15 protein-coding genes and 5 tRNA genes are annotated in these 22,613 nt (G+C 35.0%); 15 read left to right on the forward strand and 5 right to left on the reverse strand.

The genetic code is table 11. From position 1 onward, the window contains the following. Window positions 1-35: 35 nt before the first annotated feature. The 7 genes from rpsO to recB all read left to right on the forward strand — a co-directional run bounded on the left by rpsO (window position 36) and on the right by recB (window position 10,128). Window positions 36-305 carry a 30S ribosomal protein S15 gene (gene rpsO, locus A9G32_RS10685; protein ID WP_034909676.1) on the forward strand — a complete coding sequence of 90 codons (270 nt, stop codon included), beginning with the start codon at window positions 36-38 and terminating at the stop codon, window positions 303-305. A gap of 307 nt (window positions 306-612) precedes the next feature. Continuing rightward, the gene (gene pnp, locus A9G32_RS10690) at window positions 613-2,727 is read left to right on the forward strand and encodes a polyribonucleotide nucleotidyltransferase (protein ID WP_065589549.1); all 2,115 of its coding nucleotides are present in this window, start codon (window positions 613-615) and stop codon (window positions 2,725-2,727) included. A gap of 25 nt (window positions 2,728-2,752) precedes the next feature. Further along, on the forward strand, window positions 2,753-3,613 hold the full coding sequence (gene nlpI / locus A9G32_RS10695) for a lipoprotein NlpI (protein ID WP_065589550.1): 861 nt from the start codon (window positions 2,753-2,755) through the stop codon (window positions 3,611-3,613). A 346-nt stretch (window positions 3,614-3,959) separates the two neighbouring features. After that, window positions 3,960-5,726 (forward strand): DEAD/DEAH family ATP-dependent RNA helicase, encoded by a 1,767-nt coding sequence (locus tag A9G32_RS10700; protein ID WP_081296828.1) that lies wholly within the window; start codon window positions 3,960-3,962, stop codon window positions 5,724-5,726. Between the two features lie 181 nt (window positions 5,727-5,907). Further along, window positions 5,908-6,204 carry a YfcZ/YiiS family protein gene (locus tag A9G32_RS10705; protein WP_034909671.1) on the forward strand — a complete coding sequence of 99 codons (297 nt, stop codon included), beginning with the start codon at window positions 5,908-5,910 and terminating at the stop codon, window positions 6,202-6,204. 10 nt (window positions 6,205-6,214) lie between these two features. Then, window positions 6,215-6,673, forward strand: coding sequence for a phosphohistidine phosphatase SixA (gene sixA, locus A9G32_RS10710; RefSeq protein WP_065589551.1), 459 nt, complete (start codon window positions 6,215-6,217; stop codon window positions 6,671-6,673). Then, on the forward strand, window positions 6,652-10,128 hold the full coding sequence (gene recB, locus A9G32_RS10715; RefSeq protein ID WP_065589552.1) for an exodeoxyribonuclease V subunit beta: 3,477 nt from the start codon (window positions 6,652-6,654) through the stop codon (window positions 10,126-10,128). The genes sixA and recB overlap by 22 nt, the downstream gene beginning before the upstream one ends. 86 nt (window positions 10,129-10,214) lie before the next feature. On the opposite strand, the gene A9G32_RS10720 is transcribed toward recB, so the two are convergent. Continuing rightward, window positions 10,215-10,688, reverse strand: coding sequence for a hypothetical protein (locus A9G32_RS10720; RefSeq protein ID WP_065589553.1), 474 nt, complete (start codon window positions 10,686-10,688; stop codon window positions 10,215-10,217). A 198-nt stretch (window positions 10,689-10,886) separates the two neighbouring features. Here A9G32_RS10720 and A9G32_RS10725 point away from each other — a divergent pair, with 198 nt between their 5' ends. After that, the gene (locus A9G32_RS10725; protein ID WP_218055891.1) at window positions 10,887-12,605 is read left to right on the forward strand and encodes a carbohydrate porin; all 1,719 of its coding nucleotides are present in this window, start codon (window positions 10,887-10,889) and stop codon (window positions 12,603-12,605) included. Window positions 12,606-12,704: 99 nt separating this feature from the next. On the opposite strand, the gene A9G32_RS10730 is transcribed toward A9G32_RS10725, so the two are convergent. Both A9G32_RS10730 and A9G32_RS10735 read right to left on the reverse strand, forming a co-directional pair. Next, the gene (locus A9G32_RS10730; RefSeq protein WP_065589554.1) at window positions 12,705-13,712 is read right to left on the reverse strand and encodes a substrate-binding domain-containing protein; all 1,008 of its coding nucleotides are present in this window, start codon (window positions 13,710-13,712) and stop codon (window positions 12,705-12,707) included. A gap of 339 nt (window positions 13,713-14,051) precedes the next feature. Then, a complete protein-coding gene (locus A9G32_RS10735; protein ID WP_065589555.1) occupies window positions 14,052-16,169 on the reverse strand; it encodes an alpha-galactosidase in 2,118 nt (705 codons plus the stop codon). A gap of 230 nt (window positions 16,170-16,399) precedes the next feature. Between A9G32_RS10735 and A9G32_RS10740 the strand changes: the two genes are divergently transcribed. From A9G32_RS10740 to A9G32_RS10765, 7 genes are all read left to right on the forward strand, one after another. After that, entirely contained in the window at window positions 16,400-17,014 is a 615-nt protein-coding gene (locus tag A9G32_RS10740) for a TIGR04211 family SH3 domain-containing protein (RefSeq protein WP_065589556.1), read from the forward strand. Continuing rightward, window positions 17,015-18,112, forward strand: coding sequence for a multifunctional CCA addition/repair protein (locus A9G32_RS10745; RefSeq protein WP_065589557.1), 1,098 nt, complete (start codon window positions 17,015-17,017; stop codon window positions 18,110-18,112). 116 nt (window positions 18,113-18,228) lie between these two features. Beyond that, window positions 18,229-18,305 (forward strand) — tRNA-Met (locus A9G32_RS10750). A gap of 37 nt (window positions 18,306-18,342) precedes the next feature. Beyond that, window positions 18,343-18,427, forward strand: a tRNA-Leu gene (locus A9G32_RS10755). Between the two features lie 25 nt (window positions 18,428-18,452). After that, a tRNA-Gln gene (locus A9G32_RS10760) sits at window positions 18,453-18,527 on the forward strand. Between the two features lie 77 nt (window positions 18,528-18,604). Next, window positions 18,605-18,686: transfer RNA gene (locus A9G32_RS13100), tRNA-Leu, on the forward strand. Window positions 18,687-18,712: 26 nt separating this feature from the next. Then, window positions 18,713-18,787, forward strand: a tRNA-Gln gene (locus tag A9G32_RS10765). Window positions 18,788-19,260: 473 nt separating this feature from the next. On the opposite strand, the gene cydC is transcribed toward A9G32_RS10765, so the two are convergent. Continuing rightward, window positions 19,261-20,892 carry a heme ABC transporter ATP-binding protein/permease CydC gene (gene cydC / locus A9G32_RS10770; RefSeq protein ID WP_218055892.1) on the reverse strand — a complete coding sequence of 544 codons (1,632 nt, stop codon included), beginning with the start codon at window positions 20,890-20,892 and terminating at the stop codon, window positions 19,261-19,263. Then, window positions 20,886-22,601, reverse strand: coding sequence for a heme ABC transporter permease/ATP-binding protein CydD (gene cydD, locus A9G32_RS10775; protein WP_065589558.1), 1,716 nt, complete (start codon window positions 22,599-22,601; stop codon window positions 20,886-20,888). The genes cydC and cydD overlap by 7 nt, the downstream gene beginning before the upstream one ends. Window positions 22,602-22,613: the final 12 nt, after the last annotated feature.

Genomic DNA, 22,613 nt, shown 5'->3' on the forward strand with positions numbered 1-22,613 from the left:
ATTCCATTTTTTATATTTATTTTAAGAGGTTTATTATGTCTCTAACTGTAGAAGCTAAAGCGAAAATCGTTGCCGAATATGGTCGTGGCACTAACGACACTGGTTCAACAGAGGTTCAAGTTGCTCTTTTAACTGCACGTATTAATGATTTACAAGGTCATTTTTCTGAGCATAAAAAAGATCACCACAGCCGTCGTGGTCTATTACGTATGGTGTCTAGCCGTCGTAAATTATTAGATTATTTACGTCGTAAAGATATTGAACGTTATAACCAATTGATTAAAAAACTAGGTTTACGTCGCTAATTGACAATCTACTTGAAAAGAGGCTTAGGCCTCTTTTTCGTTGTGAAAAATCGGTGCTCTGATATAATATCGGGCGTTAAAAATTATTATTTTATGTAAGCCAACAAAGTAAAGGTTATATCTCATGTTTCGCGCGACTAATGAGAGCTCTATAATTTATAGATTTGTCATTAGTCGTGACAGTGAAATAATCTTTTTGTTGTATATATCCCCACATTGTTGAAGAGAGTATCAATAAGCGTAGCGTAATGTTGCGTCCTGTCGAAATATCAAACTTCAACATAACAAATAACAAGAGGACACTATTTTGTTTAATCCGACATGTCAAAAATTTCAATATGGTCGTCATACCGTGACTTTAGAAACTGGTATTATGGCTCGTCAAGCAACCGCAGCTGTTATGGTTAATATGGATGATACTGCTGTATTTGTCACGGTTGTTGCAAATAAAAAAGTAAAAGAAGGTCAAGACTTCTTCCCATTAACAGTTAATTACCAAGAACGTACCTATGCTGCAGGGCGTATTCCTGGTGGATTTTTTAAACGTGAAGGTCGTCCAAGTGAAGGTGAAACTCTAATTGCACGTTTAATCGACCGCCCGCTTCGTCCATTATTTCCTGAAGGATTTGTTAATGAAATCCAAATTATTGCAACCGTTGTTTCGGTTAATCCCGAGGTGAGCCCTGACCTAGTTGCAATGATTGGTGCTTCTGCTGCACTTTGCTTATCTGGTGTTCCATTCCACGGCCCTATTGGTGCTGCACGTGTTGGCTTTATTAATGATGAATTTGTATTAAATCCATCAGTAAAAGAGCTTGCAGCTAGTCGTCTAGATTTAGTTGTTGCGGGTACAAAAAGTGCAGTATTAATGGTTGAATCTGAAGCTGATTTACTCACTGAAGATCAAATGTTAGCAGCGGTAGTATTTGGTCATGAACAACAACAAGTTGTTATTGATAATATTAACGAATTTGTAGAAAAAGCCAATTGTGAAAAATGGGATTGGGTAGCACCGGCTAAAAATGAGGTGCTATATAATGCCATTGTTGAATTAGCTAAAGATCGTTTGGGCGAAGCTTATCGTATTACTGAAAAACAAGCACGTTATGCACAAATCGATTTAATTAAAGAAGAAGTTTTAGCTGTACTAAAAGAACAAAATGACGAGCTTGATGAAAACGAAGTGATTAATATTATTGTTGAGTTGGAAAGTCAAATTGTTCGTAAGCGTGTTATTGCTGGTGAACCGCGTATTGATGGTCGTGAAAAAGATATGATTCGTGCACTTGATATCCGTACTAATGTCTTACCAAGAACTCATGGTAGTGCACTGTTTACACGTGGTGAAACTCAGGCACTAGTTACTGCAACATTAGGTACAGAGCGTGACGCACAAATTATTGATGAGTTAACTGGTGAATATACCGAACGGTTCTTACTTCATTACAATTTTCCTCCATACTCTGTTGGCGAAACAGGTATGGTTGGCTCACCAAAACGCCGAGAAATTGGTCATGGTCGCCTAGCTAAACGAGGTGTTGCGGCTGTAATGCCAAGCCGTGAAGAATTTCCATATACTGTTCGAGTAGTGTCTGAAATTACTGAGTCAAATGGTTCATCTTCAATGGCTTCTGTTTGTGGTGCTTCACTTGCTCTTATGGATGCAGGGGTACCTATCAAATCATCTGTTGCTGGTATTGCAATGGGATTAGTAAAAGAAGGTGATCAGTTTGTCGTATTGTCAGATATTCTTGGTGACGAAGACCACCTTGGTGATATGGACTTTAAAGTAGCAGGTACACGCGAAGGTGTAAGTGCATTGCAAATGGATATCAAAATTGAAGGTATAACCAAAGAAATTATGCAAGTAGCACTTAATCAAGCTAAAGGTGCTCGTTTACACATTTTAAGTGTAATGGAACAAGCAATTAATAAGCCTCGCCAAGAAATTTCAGAGTTTGCACCACGTATTTATACAATGAATGTAAATCCTGACAAAATTCGCGATATTATCGGTAAAGGTGGCGCAACAATTCGGGCTTTAACTGAAGAAACAGGAACAACTATTGAAATCACTGATGATGGTACCGTTAAGATTGCCGCTTCAGATGGTAATAAAGCCAAAGATGCCATGGCACGTATTACTAACTTAGTTGCTGATGTCGAAATTGGTAAAATTTATACAGGTAAAGTAACAAGAATCGTTGATTTTGGTGCTTTTGTATCGGTTATTGGTGGTAAAGAGGGACTTGTTCATGTATCTCAAATTGCCGATCATCGAGTAGAAAAAGTGGCTGATTATCTAAAAGTTGGTCAAGAAGTGAATGTTAAAGTACTAGAAATTGACCGCCAAGGCAGAATCCGTTTGAGTATGAAAGATGCTGTCGAACCGACAGCAGACGTTGTTTCAACAGCAGAATAAAATTATTATTCATTAGGGGATAAAAATGGGATTATTCAACCTGAGAACTGTATGCTGCATTTTGCTAGCTGTTATTCTTTTGTCAGGTTGTTCTAATTCTCAGCCTTTGTTAGCTGTTCCTGAGCAAGTTTCATATGATGATGAGTTAAAAATTGCTCAGCTCAGCCAACAGCTGTCTCAAAAAGGCCTTGATACTGGAACGCGAATGCAACTCATATTTGAGCGAGGTATTGCCTATGATTCATTGGGTTTTAAAGCCTTTGCTCAAAGCGATTTTTCCTATTTGTTGAGCTTAAATCCTGAAGTTCCTGACATTTACAACTTTCTAGGAACCTATGCATTAAGAGATGGCGATTTTGATACAGCTTTAATGTCGTTTAATACTACATTAGAGCTTGATCCCGCTTATACTTATGCGTATTTAAATCGTGCTATTACGTTGTATCGTACAGGCCATTATCAAGCCGCAGAGCGTGATGCATTAAGGTTTTATCAATATGATATGAATGAACCTATTAGAATTCTATGGCTTTATTTGATTGAAAAGGAAAATGATAATAAAGCCGCCAAAATTGAGCTACAAAAACGTTATGATCTGATTAATGATAAAACGAGTTATAGTGGCAATATTATTGCATTTTATTTAGGTAAAATTAGCGAAACTAAATTAATGCAGAACCTTCAACAAGGTGTAGAGAATAATCGACAATTAGCCGAACGCCTTTGTGAAGCCTACTTTTACTTAGGTAAATATTATCAAAGTAAAGGTGACAACGAACGTGCCAAAATGTTATTTAAATATGCTTTAGCCAATAATATTTATAACTATGTTGAACATCAACAGGCACTTTATGAAATGAAGTTACTTGAAGAAAAAGAAGAGTAACAAGGGTCATGCCAGTTTTAAAAGTGAAAATATTGTTATAGCGTAGTTCTGATTTGCCAAATAATATGTTCTTAACATTAGATAATGCGGTTAGCTTTATCTTAGATATATCAATATCAATCAACCTTAGTTTATTTTTTAGATTCGATTTGTTGAGTTAACATAGGCAGTTAGTTATTGGGGTGAGTTGTAAATTTTCAATTTAGTGAGCTGGCATAAATTTATATCTGCTTTCTTTATTTGGTTTAAAAAAATAAGATAAAACTTATATGATATTAGTTAATAATTATCAGGATTTTTACTAAATAAGTAAGTTTATATATTCAAAATTTATAAGCGAGTTTACATGACAAAAGAAGTTTCTTTTATTGATCTTGGTTTATCCGAGGATATTCTTAACGCATTAAATGATCTTGGTTTTAGCAAACCATCACCAATCCAATCTGAATGTATTCCTCTATTATTAGAGGGTAATGATGTATTGGGTATGGCACAGACAGGTAGTGGCAAAACCGCTGCATTTTCAATTCCTTTCTTAATGAATATTGACGCAAACTTAAAAGCACCACAACTTTTAGTATTAGCTCCTACACGGGAATTGGCTATACAAGTTGCTGATGCTTGCTCTGAATATTCAAAATATATGAAAGGGGTAAAAGTACTCGCTTTATATGGTGGACAGCGTTATGACGTTCAATTACGAGCCTTAAAACAAGGTCCTCAAATTGTAGTTGGTACACCAGGACGTTTGCTTGATCACTTAAATCGTAAAACCTTAGATCTCTCTAATCTTAAGGGATTAGTACTTGATGAAGCAGATGAAATGTTAAGAATGGGCTTTATTGATGATGTTGAAAGCATTATGACAACGATTCCAGATGATCATCAAACAGCTTTATTTTCGGCAACAATGCCAGCACCAATTCGTCGTATTACTAAACGATTTATGCAAAATCCTAAAGAAGTTCAGATCAAAGGTACCAATCAAACTGCCCCTGATATTGACCAAAGTTATTGGCTTGTTAGAGGTATGCGTAAAAACGAAGCTATCGTTCGCTTTCTAGAAGCAGAAGATTTTGATGCGGCTATTATTTTTGTTCGAACAAAATCAGCTACTTTAGATGTGGCGGAAGTGCTTGAAAAGCACGGTTATAGTTGTGCTGCATTAAATGGTGATATGACACAACAATTGCGTGAACAAACATTAGATCGTTTACGTAATGGTCGTTTAGATATATTAATTGCAACCGATGTTGCTGCTCGTGGTTTAGATGTTGAGCGTATTAGCTTAGTTATCAATTATGATATCACGTTAGATTCTGAATCTTATGTTCACCGTATTGGACGAACAGGTCGCGCTGGTCGTGCTGGCCGTGCTATTTTATTTGTTGATAGCCGTGAACGTCGTTTACTTAAGAATATCGAGCAAACTATCAAAAAACCAATTCCAGAAGTTGGGTTGCCATCAAAAGAGCTACTTGAACAGCGTCGTTTAGCTAAATTTACTGCGCAAGTCCAGAAACAACTTGAGAGTAGTGATTTAGATGAGTACCAAAAGTTATTAGCAAAAATACAAGCGGATAGTGGAGCCGATCTTGAAACGATTGCAACCGCTTTATTAAAATTAGCACAAGGGGAACGCCCTTTAATTTTACCACCAGACCCAGTGTTTAAGCCATCGCGTGAAATGCGAGATCGGGATAATCGTGGCGGTGAACGCCGTTTACGAGGTGATAATCGTGAATCCCCAAAACGTCGAGAACGACGCGATGTTGGTGATATGGATATGTATCGTATTGAAGTTGGTAAAGAGAACGGTATTGAAGTTCGTCATATTGTGGGGGCAATTGCTAATGAAGCTGATATTAGCAGTCGTTACATTGGTAATATCAAGCTTTATGATACTTATTCGACAGTTGAATTACCAAAAGGTATGCCAAAAGACATATTAAAACATTTTGAAAAAGTAAGAGTACTTAATCAACCAATGAAAATGAGCTTAATCAGTGGAGCAGCGTCTGATACTAAACGAGCTCGTAAAAACAGTAAATCAGATACATCTGATAAACCGTTTGCAAAAAAGCGTGGTCGCCCAACAGCACCTAAATTCTAATGTATTGACCTCTGTCATTTGGCAGAGGTATCTTTAATTCTTTTATCTCAACTAATAACACAGTTTAGTAGTCATATACTGCATTATATTCAGATAGAAAACAAAACAGAGTTAGCGCTTTGCCCTAAGTTATGATTAAGAGTATACTAATACAAATATTAACAGTTAATTAGAGGTAAGCATGGCAGATTCTTTAAACAAATGCAAAGCAAACGAAACTCCAGCATGTTGTTGTGTGGATGTTGGTACAATAATTGATAACGAAGACTGTAGCGCTGAGTATGAACACATCTTTGCGACAGAATCAGAAGCTCAAGCTAAATTAGCATCTTTAACCCAAGCAGCAAATGATGTCGCAACAGAGCCGTGTGAAATTAATAGCAATATTGATAAAATAAGCGATGGCTTTAAATTATCAGCAAAATTTACCTTTTGTTGTGGTGCAGAATGCATGATTTTCCAATTAAAATTACGTTAATTGAATATTGATGAAAGTTTGTATTATGAGACATGGTGAAGCAGGGTTTTCTGCTTCATCGGATTCCAGTAGAATCTTAACAAATTATGGCATTAATCAGTCAAATCAAGCTGGCAAATGGCTTAAACAGCAAAATTTTCAATTTGAAATTGGTTTGGTTAGCCCTTATTTGCGAGCTAAACAAACATTAACAGAATTATCATCACACGTTAGTGTTGCAAAAGTTGAAACTAATCAATTTTTAGTGCCTGGTGGTAGCCCATCTCATATTGCTGACGTATTAGCAATATTGTTAAATGATGGGGTTGAAAATGTGATTATTGTATCTCATTTGCCATTGGTGGGATATTTAGTTAATGAACTATGTCCGCAAGTTGCTCCTCCTATGTTTTCTACTGCCGCAATTGCTTGTATTAGTTTATTACCAAACTCTGCAGGAAATCTTGAATGGTTTCATCAAGCGGAGTAAAAAAACTTAATCTTTTTGATTTACCTCTAACTGGTCGAACTTTAATTGAAGCATCGGCTGGAACTGGTAAAACTTATTCTCTTGCCTTTATTTACTTAAGATTATTATTGGGCATTGGTCAAAATAGTTACCCAAGGCCTTTAAATGTTAACGAAATTCTGGTTGTGACTTTTACCAAAGCGGCAACTCAAGAACTTCGATCGAGGATAAGGCAAAATATTCAAGAACTGCGAATAGGGCTATTACAAGGACATCATAAAGATCCTATTTATCAACAACTAATTGAATTAATTGATGATAGAAAATTTGCAGTACAGCAACTTACTATTGCACAACAGTCAATGGATGATGCGGCTATTTATACTATACATAGTTTTTGCCAACGAATACTAACTAGCCATGCATTTGAATCGGGTGTTTTATTTGAGCAAAAGCTAATCTCAGATGAATATGAGTTAAAATTAAGAGTAACTCAAGATTTTTGGCGTCACTATTTTACACAGCTTGATAAACCACTTGCTTATTTAGTGCTTGCTACATGGCAAGATCCAACGGCATTGCTAAAAGACATCACCCCTTATTTAGGGTTAGATTTCAACAATGCTGGCAAGGTAAACCTAGATATAAGTACAACAATAAAGTTGTTTTACCAACAAAGTTATGAAAAAATTGAAAATATTAAAAAATCTTGGTTAGCTTTGTCTGAAAAATTAGTTGAAATCATTATACAATCAGGTGTCAGCAAACAATCATATAGTAGTCGAAATCTACCCAATTGGGTAATTAAAGTATCGGCATGGGCTAACAGCAAAACTCGAACATTTGAATTACCCAACGAACTTGAAAAATTTAAGCAATCAGTTTTAATCGAAAAGACGAAAGAAGGAAAAAGTGTTCCATGTCATTCGTTTTTTGAACAAATTGACGATCTATATAAACAACCTTTTGATCTACGAAGCCAAATCTTAATGGATATTGTCAGTGTAATTCAGAAAGGGATCTATAACGAAAAACTCAAAAATGGCGAGATGAGCTTTGACGATCTTATTTGGCAACTAAATCGTGCATTAAAAGCAAAAGCAGGTGATCGATTGGCGCAAAGTATAGCCTCAAAATATTGTGTTGCTTTAATTGATGAGTTCCAGGATACTGATCCTGCTCAGTATCAAATTTTTGATCGTATTTATGACAGGAACAAGTTAGATCGAGGTCTATTATTTATTGGTGATCCAAAACAAGCAATTTACAGCTTTCGAGGTGCAGATATATTCACTTACTTAAAAGCTAAACAATCGACAGGGGAAAATTCTTTTACCATGGATGTAAACCATCGTTCATCTGCTTCGATGGTCAAAGCTGTTAACCAATTATTTTCTAATTGCGATAATCCATTTATATTTAATGATATTCCTTTTTTACCCATGGAAGCGGCAAAACGGAATCAGCAAAAGTCTTTGCAAGTTAACAACCAAGAAGTATCGGCATTAGCTGCTTACTTACTGCCTGATGATATTGCAACCAATTCAGATTATCAAGAACACATGGCTAGTTGTTGTGCTACCCAAATAGTGACTTTACTGTCTAATTCGTCAATGTTAATTGATAGCGAAAACGAACAACGTCCAGTGACTACAGCTGACATTGCAATCTTAGTGCGTAATGGACGTGAGGCCAAAGTTATCCAACAAAAATTGACTCATTGCGGTGTTAAGAGTGTCTACTTGTCAAACAATAGTAGTGTGTTTTCTTCAAATGAAGCAAAAGATGTATTGAGCCTATTGCAAGCTGTTTTAATGCCAGAAAACGAAACAATGCTCAAGCTAGCATTAATGACATCGCTATTAGGTCAAACCATGACAGACCTTGAACAAATCACTGACGATCAAGATAAATGGGAAAGTTTGGTCGAAGAATTCAAACAATATCAAGCAATTTGGCAATATTATGGTGTATTGGTTATGTTACGCCGAATGATGAAAAAACGGCATCTAGCTGAAAACATCTTAGCTCGCCAAGGTGGTGAACGAACATTAACTAACTTAATGCATTTAGGTGAATTACTTCAAGAAACATCAAATGAGTTAGATGGTCCACACGCCTTAATTCGGTGGTTGACAAAACAAATTGTTAACCCAGATCCAAATTTAGAAAATCATCAACAACGCCTTGAAAGTGATGAAAACCTTGTCAAGATTATTACTATTCATAAATCAAAGGGATTAGAGTTTCCAATTGTTTGGTTACCATTTATTTCAATATATCGTGCATCCGATAGCCAATTTTATCATGATAAAGATAATGACTATCAGCCAACTTATGCATGGTTACTGTCTGATGAGATTAAAGAGCAGATAGAAAAAGAGCGACTTGCTGAAGATTTGCGGCTATTATATGTTGCAATGACTCGCTCGGTTTATCATTGTAGTATTGGACTTGCTTCATTGAAAAAAAGCCAATCGGCTATTAATCATTTATTAAAAAGTGAATTAAGATCAATTGCCAATATAGCTAATTTAATTGATGTCCAATTACCAATAGAGAGCGAACAGTATATTCCGGCAATTTTGCCAGACCAATCATTATCGGCTAACGTATTTTCGCGTAATATTTCAAACAGTTGGCGGGTTACAAGTTATACTGAATTACAAAGGCATAATCATAATGTATTGGCTTATAAGCCTGATCTTATTAATGACTGGGACGAATCCCCATACGAATCCGATAGAGTACAATCAAACGACACATTATATGATATCCACCATTTTCCTAAAGGAGCATATGTTGGTACATTAATGCACAGCATTATGGAAGATATCACATCAGATAATCTTGTTGAATTATGTAATCAGATGGTAAAAAAGCTCAATTTAGAAACAGAGTGGAATAGCGTAGTAACAAATTGGATGCAACAGATATTGACTACAAAACTGCATGATCCAAATTTAATATTATCGCAAGTGTTAATGGGGCAACATATTAACGAATTGCAATTCTATCTCCCTATACGCAAAACAGTCACTAGTCAGCAATTAGATAGTTTGTGTAAACAATATGATCATTTATCAAGATTATGTCCCGAATTAGATTTTGAGTCGGTACAAGGTATGCTAAGAGGCTTTATCGATTTAGTCTTCAAATTTGAAGGGAAATATTATGTGGTTGATTATAAATCTAATTGGTTAGGTGAATGTGTTGATGCTTATAGCCAAGAAGCACTTGAAAAAGTGATGTGCGATCATCGCTATGACCTACAATATCAACTTTACTGTTTAGCATTGCATCGTTTTTTAAAAGGACGTTTGTCTAATTACCAATACCAAACGCATTTTGGAGGGGTATATTATCTCTTTTTACGAGGAATGCCCGAGCAAGGCATCTTTTATCACCTACCTCAGCAAGAATTTATCGAAGAACTTGATAAGCTGTTTGATGGTGAAATGTTAAATGGAATATAACAATTATTAAGAAATAACCATATCGAAAAATACAATTGAATAAAAATAAGGCACCCAAAACGGTGCCTTATTTTTAGATGGCTTATTTAACATTTAAACATAAGCTGATAGCTATAGTGTTTATCTGTCACTAAAAATTTATGATGTACATTTGGTGTCCAAGAATCATCTCCACCAATTCCCATATGATAAGCATCAATACTTATATAAGCGCATGACCTAGGTTCCAATAAATGACGATGAGTTTTTTCTATTAATTGCTCTGTCCCATATTGATTAACGTTAAATTTAAACTGATGTCCAGTTATGATCATCTCATTAAGTTGCAATCTTTTAACCTCGCAACGCAATCCATTTTCACATGGATAAATATAAGGTGTATAAAGTTCTGCAAAAGGTAACGACCAATCACCAAAAATAGCTGATGTTTTTCGATCAGGATAATTTTCATGAGGTCCTAAGCCAAGCCATTTTACTTTTTTAGGAATCTGTTTCATTTGATAACATAAACCGATTAATACTGTATATAAAATGATAATTTTTAATGTGATATCTATCACAATATTAGTGTTTAGTTTTTGAATAGTCGCTTTTATTGGTTATATTTAAACTACCTAGTAAAAGGTATTGGATTGTTACCGATTTATAGCGGGCAAAACCTAAAAAATAGTTATGACTATTTTTTAGGTTTTTTTTTGTCTGAAATTTAAAAGATTTTTAATTATTTTTTAATAATAAGTTTAAGGGGGGGAAAAGAAATGAAATTTTCAAAAAAAATAGTATATAAAATCAAACCAAAACGAGTTGTTTTAATGACTATGCTAGGTTTGTGTTATTTACCCAATGCGATGGCAGCGACTCAAGATGAGCTAGAAGCAAGAATTGCGTTATTAGAGCAAAAGTTATTAGTTCTTAGTCAAGAGTCTAATGATTTGAAAAAGCAAGTGATTGATTCTAATAAGCAACTTGCTAAATTAAATAATAATCTTCAAAAACAACAAATTATTATAAATAATCAGAAAAAAGCGCTTAAAAATAGTCAAAATGTAGCAATTACAAAGCAACAGCCTCCAGTTAATCCTGTACAAGCAAATAATAATCAAATTTTACTAGTTAGTACACCAAAAACCGATACTATGCAAGACAGCAATCATCCAGAAAAGACTTCATTTACTTTAGCTGAATTTAAAGATTATATTAAAGAAGAAATAGGATTTTCTTATAATGGTTACTTCCGTGGTGGTTGGTCAACTTCAAGCAATGGTAAACCTAAAAATTATGCTGAAGGTGCATTAGGTCGATTTGGTAATGAATATGGTGGTTGGTATGATCTTATCTTTAAGCAAAAAGTCTATGATCAAGATGGAAGGCGAGTTGATGCAATTGTTATGATTGATGGAAACGTGGCAACAAATAAAGCTGCGGGTTTATTTAATACGCAAGATGACAATATTATGCAATTTTCAGATATATATTTAGAAACAAAAGGATTTGTGCCACGTTTCCCTGATGCGAAATTATGGGTGGGTAAACATTCTTTGCCTTACAATGAAATACAAATGCTTGATTGGAAAACACAAAAAACGCCAGCAGGTGGAGGTATTGGTATTGAAAATCTTAAAGTCGGTGTCGGTGCTCTTGATTTATCATTAGTTAGAGCAGATGTAAATGTGAAAAATAAAAAAGAAATAATTAGTACTGATGATAGTAAAGTAAATAAAATTGATCAATACAAAAAGGAAGAAGTTGATTTAAACGAACTAGAAATTCGCTATCGTGATATCCCATTATGGCAAAATGCAACGCTTGGTTTGAATGTTCGTTATTCAGCACCAAATAAATCTAAAATTCAAAATAGTATATCTGTTAAAAATGCTTGGCTTGGTAGCCTTGTTTTGCGTCAAAATGAATTTTTTGGCGGATTTAATCAGTTTACATTACAGACAGCAACCAATTCTGTTGCATCACAGCTGGCTAACATTAATACTAATAACCCAGAGTTTGCCAGTAATTCGGATAATGACTATATAGGTACACATACTGGTGGTAAAGCTTATCGTTTTGTATCGGAAGGTGAAGCTTATTTAAGCGATAATATCATTGTTGCTCATGCTTTGGCTTTAACTTCAGGAAATGATGTTTATTCTTATGATCTTAATCTTCCACATACCGATTTTACAAGTTTTAAATCAGCAATAAGACCAGCTTATATCTGGGATACTTATAATCAAAGCGGTGTTGAACTAGGTTACTTTCGTCAGAAAGACAAAGTTAAAAGTAAAACTTATGTTGAAGCCGGATATAAAACAACGCTTTACCATTCATTTAAAGTCGGAAAAAGTATTTTATCTTCACGACCTGATATTCGTTTTTATGTTTCTTATATAGAAGCACTACAAAATGATATTAGTAAATTTGATTTTAATGGTAAAGATCATCAAATTAGCTTCGGTGTACAAACAGAAGTTTGGTTTTAAGTGTAAGGTTATAGATATAAAATAAGAATTATCATCTGAACTATATTATAGATGTAAAATATATGGTTCAGATGAAAAATGGATACTTTGTTGATATTTTTAAATATTAATAAAAGTTACTGAATAACGCTTAGTTAAGGTTGGTATATAGACGTTAATCAAATTTGTTGGAATACTTTCTCCTTTTGCAAGCTTTAGTGCTAATTCAGCAGCTTGTTCAGCCATTGTCTGTAAAGGATAACGAATGGTAGTTAATTTAGGATGTAAATAACGTGATAAAACAAGATCATCAAAACCAATGATCGAAATATCGTTTGGAATTTTAATATCATTATCATAAAGCACAGACATTGCACCGGCAGCCATTGAATCGTTATAACAAGCAATTGCGGTGATATGGCAGTTGCGTTCAAGTAATGACATCATTGCTTGTTCGCCACCTATTTCATTAGGTAAACCAATCGCAATAAGGTTTTCATTAACATCAATACCATGTTCTAACAATGCGTCTTTATAGCCTTGTAAACGATCAGATGAATCAGAAATATTATGATTTGAACATAAATAACCAATTCTAGTATGTCCATGTTGAATTAAATGTTTGACTGCAAGATAAGAGCCGTAACGATCATCAAGAGCAATACAGCGTTTTTCAAATCCTTTTACGATACGATTAATTAGAACCATACCTGGTACTTGTAGCATCAATTTTTCTAGATCGCTATCAGAGAGCATTTTGGCATGTACAACTAACGACGAACAGCGATGTTCAATTAATTGAGTAATTGCATTATATTCTTGTTGCTCATTATGATAGCCATTACCGATCAACAAAAAATGACCTGTTCGTGAGGCAACTTTTTCAACGGTACTAACCATGGCACCAAAAAATGGATCCGATACATCAGCTACAACAATACCAATAGTATTCGAATTTTGTTGTGATAAAGCGCGTGCATTAGCATCAGGATAGTAGTTTAATTTTTCCATAGCTTCTTTTACGGTATCTCTAGTATTATCTCGAACGTTATTTGCGTTATTAATTACGCGAGATACAGTTGCAACTGAAACTTTAGCTAAACGCGCAACATCTTTTATTGTCGCCATAAAAAACCTTTTAATTAATTACTATCCATAAAATATCGATAATTATAATATTTAATGCTTATCAATATAGAGTTCTGTAGATTAACAATAATATAAGACAAAAAGTACTGAAAGTGAAAGGGTTATCTTTTTTACTGTCTTGAAGTTAATTTATTTGCAATACTCTTGATATATGACTGAATTAATTGATCATAATAAGGTAAAATAAAAACTTTGCCAATGATATTATTGGCGAATTAAAAACTAGAATTGTTTCATTAAAGACTAAATATTAAGGGGACAGCAATTAGCAAATCCCCTGATAGTCGCTAAATAATTAATTTAAAAGTATCAATAATATTATTTAGCGGTTACTTTTATTAACATAGCCGTTGCTGGGTCAAGTACTGGTAAAGGTAATCCGACATCCATTAACCAATCACCAGATAGAGTCGTTTTGTTCTTCATCCATTGAGGTAATGCTTTCATAACATGACCATTTATTTTAGGATCAATGTTATCAGGCATATCTAGCACTTCAATTTGGTATTGTTTATCGGCCAACAAGCCTGTCAATCGTAAATTACCGCTTAACGCGTAAGTTGGTAATGTTAGTTGAGCGATAATAAACACAGCTTCTTTTTGGTTTTGGCTAACAACACCATAACTTTGCATAGCTAGGTTATCATCAACATCCAATCTTACAGAGTTACCACTATGTAATAAAGGACGCAATTGTTTATGTAAATTAATATAATATGCAAAACCGTTCTGTTCTTGCTCAGATACTTTTACTGGATCGAGTTCAACTCCCATATGACCAAATAAAGCAGTTAGACCGCGTAAATTCATATGTAGCTCACGGAATGTAGTATGACATAATGCACCGCCAATATGAGCACCCATGACTTCTGGAGGGAAGAAATAACTCATTCCGCGTTGAATTATTTGTCTATCTAATGCATCGTTAGAATCTGAAGTCCAAAAACGTTGTGTACGCTTTAAAATCTCATAATCAATTCGACCTCCACCTGATGAACAAGATTCTATTTCAACGGTAGGGAATTTTTCTTGCAAAATATCAAGCAATCGGTAAAGCGCTTTAGTTTGACCAACAATAGCAGGATTACCTTCATGACCAGGTTGAACAATTTCACGATTCATATCCCATTTTATATAATCAACGTCATAACTACTGAGTAACCAAGTTAGTCTTTCAAGTAGATATTCAAAAACAGCTGGATTTTGTAAATCAAGTAAATACTGATGACGACCTTCTGGTTGTTGATAACCTGGTAGTTCAAGTAACCAATCTGGATGGGCACGATAAAGATCTGAGTTTTTATTAATCATTTCTGGTTCAACCCAAATACCAAACTCCATACCAAGATCTTTAACATGTTTAATAACTGGTTCTAAACCATTGGGATATTTTCGCTCATCTAAATACCAATCACCTAATCCTTGGTAATCATCATCACGTTTACCAAACCAACCGTCATCAATGATAAAGCGTTCAACACCAATTTGAGCTGCCTTAGTCGCCATTTTCATAATGTAATCAGGGTTATGGTCAAAAAAGATACCTTCCCACGTATTAAGATGAACAGGACGAGCTTTATTTTTGGCGAATTTAATAATATTACTGCGTAGAAACTGGTGGAAATGTTGACTCATTTTATTTAAGCCTTCATTGCTATAGGTAGCATATAACCAAGGCGTACTTAAAGATTCACCTTTAGCTAGTGATATTTCTCCTGCATAATACAGAGCTTCAGCTTGAATAAAACGTTTACCGTTACTTTTAACTGCAACTTGAATGCGATGATTACCACTCCATCCCAAGTGGATCCCCCAAACTTCGCCAGTTTGTTCTTTAAAACCTTCGGTACCAACCATCATCCCAGGGAAATATTCGTGTGATGTTCGTCCTCGTCGATTTTCTTGTAAATAACCACAATGTGATATTTTAGTTCGATGAGGGAAAAATTCTTTAATCCAACGACCACTAAAAGCCATTAATTCTTGTGCCCGTTCAGGAATAGGTAACGTAATAGAAAAACGATTAACTTGATATGGTTCATCACCTAAATTGGTTAACGTATTTTGACACTGCAAAACCCCACTTTTATCTAAAATAAAAAAACTGGTTAAACGAAGTTTAGCAATGTTATCTTCACTAATAATGGTAATGCTATTGTCAGTTTTATTAACTTCTTTAGTTGTAAAAACGGGAGACCAATCTTTACTATTTCGGTGTCCTTCAAGTCCTGGTGTACTAAAATTACCTAAACCTTCCTCTGGACATAGAGTAAATGGAACGTTGACATCTATACGGGAATTTGGTACAGCAGGGTAAAGCATGTCAATCATTTCAGGTTGAAAGTTTTGTAATCGTTTACCAAAATAACACAATTCGGCATACGGTTCAGTGCGAAAAAGGATATCTATATTATTATTGCTAAGACGATAATTCATAATGGCTCCAAGTTTGTAATATGTCACTTATATAAAATAATAGCTATTTATATAAAATAATATTTTTAATTTCATATTTTGTGATTAAGATCTCATAAAAATGTAAACGATTTCATTATTGGAGGTTATATTTATTTTAGTTTTTAAAACTATTTATTATAAAATGAATATGCGACTTGCTATTATTTTATGTTATCATGAAACTATTTATAGATGCTTATTGGAAATATATGAAAAAACAGAATATTATTGCACTACTTTCGTTTTTTGCGATTTCTTTTAATGGTTACGCTATAGACAAATATGTGACTGATAATGTCGATATTTATTTGCGTAGAGGTCCTGGTTCGCAATATGCGTTTTCTAATGCAGTTAAAGCTGGAGAAAAAGTTGTTGAGCTTGAAAAAAGTGCAGATGGCAAATTTACTCGCATTCAACTTAATAATGGTAGCACCGCTTGGATTGAAACAAGCAAACTAAATGAACAACCTAGTTATAAAGAACGCTTTCCAGCGCTAGAAGCAAAACTAGCAGAATATCAAGATAAAGTTGATAATGCTGAGGCAAATCAACAAAAATTGTTAAGTGACTATATCCAAAAGTTGCAGACGGCTGAAAAATCTATAGAAACACTTCAAAATAAAAATGAAGCACTAGAACAACAAGTTAAGGAGCAAAATTCACGAATTGAATCAATGCTAAATCAAGTTGATGATAAACGCCGTGACCTTATTGTAACTTGGTTTACCTATGGTGGTCTTGTTGCTGGAGGCGGTCTTATTTTAGGGCTTATATTACCAAGAATTATACCAAGCCGACGCAAAAAAGATCGTTGGATGAGATAGATGAGTAAAATCTATCTTGTAGGAGGGAGTGTGCGCGATAAATTGTTGCACCAACCTGTTGCTGATCATGACTGGGTTGTTGTTGGCGCTACGCCAGACGAGCTTTTAGCATTAGGTTATCAACAAGTCGGTAAAGACTTTCCAGTTTTTTTACACCCTCATACGAAAGAAGAATATGCGTTGGCTCGCACTGAGCGTAAATCCGGTAGAGGTTATACTGGATTTATCTGTGATTTTGGTAAAGAGATTACATTAGAACAAGATCTGATTCGCCGTGATTTAACCATTAACGCCATTGCAATGGACGAAGATGGCAATATAATTGATCCATATCATGGCGTTGATGACATCAAACATAAAATCTTACGCCATGTATCGCCAGCCTTCCGAGAAGATCCTCTACGTATTTTGCGCGTAGCTCGTTTTGCAGCTCGTTTTCATCAATTCGGTTTTACTGTAGCTCCTCAAACTCTAGATCTAATGAAACAAATGGTATTAGCCGGTGAGGTTAGTTACTTAACACCAGAACGTGTGTGGAAAGAAACTGAAAAAGCATTGTTGACATCAAATCCACAGGTCTATTTTCAAGTACTAGAACAATGTGGAGCGCTTCCATTATTATTTTCATCATTAGACTTAACAGACAATATTAGTGATGCACTAAAAAAATCTGCTATATTAACTGATGATTTAACAATCCGTTTTGCTGTACTGTGTGCACAGCTATCTAATAAATTAGCGGTCGAAGCATTATGTGCAAAAATTAAAGTACCTAACAACTATATTAAAGTTGCCGTCATGGTTCAGCAGAATCGAAATAATCTTGAACAAGTGCAAACCCTGACAGCTGAACAAATTATTTCTTTGCTAAATAGCATTGATGTATGGCGCAACCCTTCGCACCTTGAACAATTAATTATTGCAAGCCAAGCTTTTACTAAAACAACATCGTTTTCACAAGCAAATTATATAAAAGAAGCTTATAAAATTGCTAATGACGTTAATGTGCAGCAAATTATTTCTGAAGGTTATACAGGAAAACAAATCCATTATGAGTTACAAAAAAGGCGAATTGAAGCGTTATTAAACTGGATTTGATTGCATCTTAATCAATCGTCATTTTTTTTCAAAATATCTTAAAAAAATAGTTGACGATTTGGCGTAACCCTAGCATAATGCGCCTCGCAGTGTTGGTTACGACGTTGCGAATGAATGGCTACGTAGCTCAGCTGGTTAGAGCACATCACTCATAATGATGGGGTCACAGGTTCGAATCCCGTCGTAGCCACCATTAGGATTAGGTAGTACTTTTACCGAAAGTGTTCAGTGCGGGTGTGGCGAAATTGGTAGACGCACCAGATTTAGGTTCTGGCGCCGCAAGGCGTGTGAGTTCAAGTCTCTCCACCCGCACCATTTAATCTTAATAACTATCCTTTATTGGGGTATAGCCAAGCGGTAAGGCAGCGGGTTTTGATCCCGCCACGCCCAGGTTCGAATCCTGGTACCCCAGCCATTCCAATATGCATAATTTTGGTATTTCATTCTTGATTTATATCAATGTTTGATGTGTTAATTATTCACTATTTTCATGTGAGCATAATGGAATTGGTAGATGTGCTAGATTCAAGGTCTAGCTTGGAAATATGTGCGAGTTCAAATCTCACTGCTCGTATCAAAAGTGATTTTCACTTTCTATAGTGGGGTATAGCCAAGCGGTAAGGCAGCGGGTTTTGATCCCGCCACGCCCAGGTTCGAATCCTGGTACCCCAGCCAATAAAATAAAACAATTAATTATGATTTAAAACTATTTGAAGATATCCCTTGTTATTAGCTTGATGGCGGTAGAATAGTAGTTCATCTTATAAATAGTTCAGCTCTGTGTTTTCCTACATGTAATGAGTACTAAAGTAGATTTAAACAAGAAAAATTGAGCTATTTACTATATTGAAATACTATTTTTTAAGTCAATTTAAATAGCTAGATTTAAAAAGGAAAAATTTTGATTGTCTTTTTAATAGATTACTCGAATTTTGGGAAGGTTTCGTGTAACTACTTTAAATATCATAACTTAACCCCAAAAAGAGACCACATTCAAACTACTTTCTTATAACTATCTAATTTAAAAACAAATAAAATCAATAGTCTATCTGAACGTTTTTATAAGCAAAACTTTCGAATTTTTACAATTACGGAAAGCTAATATTGCCCTTTATCAGCAATGAATGAAATATAAATTAAACCATTAATCAAAGTGAAATAATTCGATCAAACAGCGGATTATCAGTCAAACGATGCGTAACCACGATTAGTGTTTTGCCTTTACATGTCTGCTTTATCAATTGGATAATTTGTTGTTCTGTTCGTTGATCAAGGCTTTCTGTTGGTTCGTCCATTAAAATTAAAGGGGAATTATGCAGTAATGCTCTTGCAATGCCTATACGACGAATTTCACCGCCAGATAAAGTACGCCCACCTTGTCCAATTAGCATATTTAAACCTTGTTCTGTAGTTAGTAATTTGTCCAATTCAACTTGATGTAGAACCTCAATAAGCTGTTGATCAGTTGCATTAGGATTACCAATGAGTAAATTTTGCCGTAAAGTCTCACTAAAAATAGTAATAACTTGCGGAACCATTGCAATGGCTTGTCGCAAAGTTTTTTCATCCAGTTGATTTATTGGAGTATCATTAAAATAAATATTGCCGGAGCTTGCCTCCCAAGTCCGATTTACTAGGCTTAATAAAGTTGATTTACCACAACCTGTTTTACCAATTATTCCAATATGTTCACCTTGTTCAACCGTTAAGGAAAAATCAGTTAATATCGCAAAAGGTTGATTTGGGTAGCTGAAATTAATTTGTTCAAATTTTAATTTTGCTGTAGTTAAATCTATCGCTTTACCTTTAGAAACAAATTGAATGTCGGGCGTTTGATTAAAAATAGCCGTTGTGCGTGTGGCAGAAGTAAGTACTTGCCCTAAAAAGATAAATGCGCCAGGAATTGGCATGAGTATTTCAGCACTTGCAAGACTAACAAATACAAATAGTGCCACTAAAGGGGATAGGGTGTATTGGGTAATTAGCCACAGAACAAGCAACGTTAAAAAACCAGCAATCAGCACAATCAATGCGCTTGATAGTGCCATTAATGTTGATTGACGTTGCTGGTTATAAAGCCAGTTTGATTCAAGCTCATCAAGTTTAGCACGATAGCGTGGTTGTGCATTAAATAGGATAAGTTCAGCTTGTCCTTGTAGATAATTAATTAATAATAAACGATATTCACTTTGTTGTTTAGCTAGTGTTTTGCCGAGTTGTTTTCCTGCTTGATAAAAAATGACCGGAACCACAAGTAAGGTGGTTGTAAGGATAATAGTAATAATTAACGCAATAGGTAAGTTTATATTTGCTAACCCAACAAACAAAACAACAATGGTAACAAGTGCGGTTACAATAGGTGAAAAAAGTTTTAGGTATAAGTGATCAAGTGCGTCAATATCGACAATAAAGCGATTAAGCAAGTCAGCCCGTTGGTAGTGGGCTAATTGATTGGCACTTAAGGGCAAAATCTTACGAAAAGCTAACGTTCTTAAATAAGCTAAGATTTTAAATGTAGTATTATGATCAACTAAACGCTCCATATAGCGAGCGGCGGTTCGAATAATTGCCGCAGCACGAACACCAGCAGCAGGCAACATATAATTGAAAGTATACAAACCTGCAACGCCAACAAAAGCGGTAGAAGCCAAAAACCACCCTGATAATGATAGCAAAAATACGCTGGCAAATAGGGTAAGAATTGACAAAAATAATCCCAATAAAATTTGCCCAAAATAGTGTTTATATAGTGCGATATAAGGGCGTAATATAGCTAGCATAAATCCCCCTTGATATCACAGTGTAGCTTACCATTAGCCAATTGCCAGATTTGTTTAAAATCTTCCATGTCATCTGTTTGATGAGTAATTGTAATGCTATTCGGGGCAATGTGCTGCTGATCCAAATTTTGGATGGTTTGTTTATCTAAACTAGCAGTTGGTTCATCAAGAATCAATAATTGACAGGGTTTTAGCATTGCTCTGGCTAAGGCGATCCGCTGTGCTTGTCCAACTGATAAACGTACCGCATCTTCGCCAACTTGGGTTTTAATGCCTTGTGGTAATTTAGCAATAACTTCGGTCAATTGGGTTTTGGCTATCACGTTATCCAGTTCATGGTTGGTTGCATTTTGTTTACCCAATAAAATATTTTCACGGATAGTACCATTAATCAAGTAAGGATTTTGACCAATCCAGCTTACTTGCAGTTGCCAATCATTAATATCTAATTGATTAAATTCAATACCATTAATCTTTAGTGAGCCTTGATAAGGTAAAAAACCGAGTAGTACTTGCATTAACGAAGTTTTACCCTCGCCACTAGTTCCTATTAGAGCTAATTTAAATGGTGCTTGCAAACTAAACGATAATGGACCAACGATAGGTTGTTGTTCGTTAGATAATACAATTAAATTATCTGCTTCAATTGTTTTTAATGGTTCAGTCAATTTTATGTTTGTTATATTATCATTGTATTGTTTTGGTGCGATTTTTTTACTTAAAAAACTTTCGATATTATCTGCTGCTGCGATTGCTTCAGCTTTGGCATGATAGTAAGTGCCCAAATCACGTAAAGGTTGAAAGTATTCAGGGGCTAGCATTAGCGCAAAAAAACCAGCAAATAAAGTAACAGTTCCATTATATGCACCAAAATCGAATTCGCCTAAATACGAAAATCCAAAATAAACCGCCACAATGGCGATTGAAATAGAAGTAAAAAACTCCAATACGGCTGAAGATAAAAAGGCTATTTTGAGCACTTGCATAGTTTTAATACGAAAATCTTCAGAGGCAATGGCTATTTCGTTAGTTTGTTTTTCGCCTTGGTTGAATAATCGAATGGTATTGAGTCCTTTTAAACGATCTAAAAAATGACCGCTTAAATATGCGAGCGCTTTAAAATGACGACGATTAATATCAGCGGCTCCCATTCCCACTAAAATCATAAAAATAGGAATCAGGGGGGCGGTGCAAAGCAAAATTGTAGCAGCAGCCCAGTTAAATGGGAAGATAGCAATACAAATTAAAATCGGTGCCATGCCTGCCAATCTCATTTGAGGAAGATAACGGGCAAAAAAGTCATGCAATTTATCAACTTGTTCAATAAGCAACGTACTCCATGCGCCGATCGTGCTTTGATTTAAATAAGCAGGCCCATGCAACTCAAGTTGAACAATTAATTGCTGTCGAATTTGCTGACGAACTTTTTTGCCTATGGCAAAGTTGATCTTTTCGCGTAGATAAATTAAGCCTGCTCGACCAAGTAACACTGCAATTAGTGCGCCAAAAAAAGGCAGAATATCCACAAAATAGTGTTGTTCAATAATAATTTTTTGCAAAATTACAGCGAGTAATGCAGATTGAATAATAACTAATATAGTTAAAACCAAGCCGGTTAAAATTGAAGCACGCAAATTAGTTTTATGCATTTTTGCTTGCTGTTTTAACCAGCCAAGTAGATAGGTCTGGCGTTTTTTATCTAATGACATAAAGATCTTTAC

It is taken from the genome of Gilliamella sp. Gris3-2 (assembly GCF_001690345.1).
GTDB lineage: Bacteria > Pseudomonadota > Gammaproteobacteria > Enterobacterales > Orbaceae > Gilliamella > Gilliamella bombi.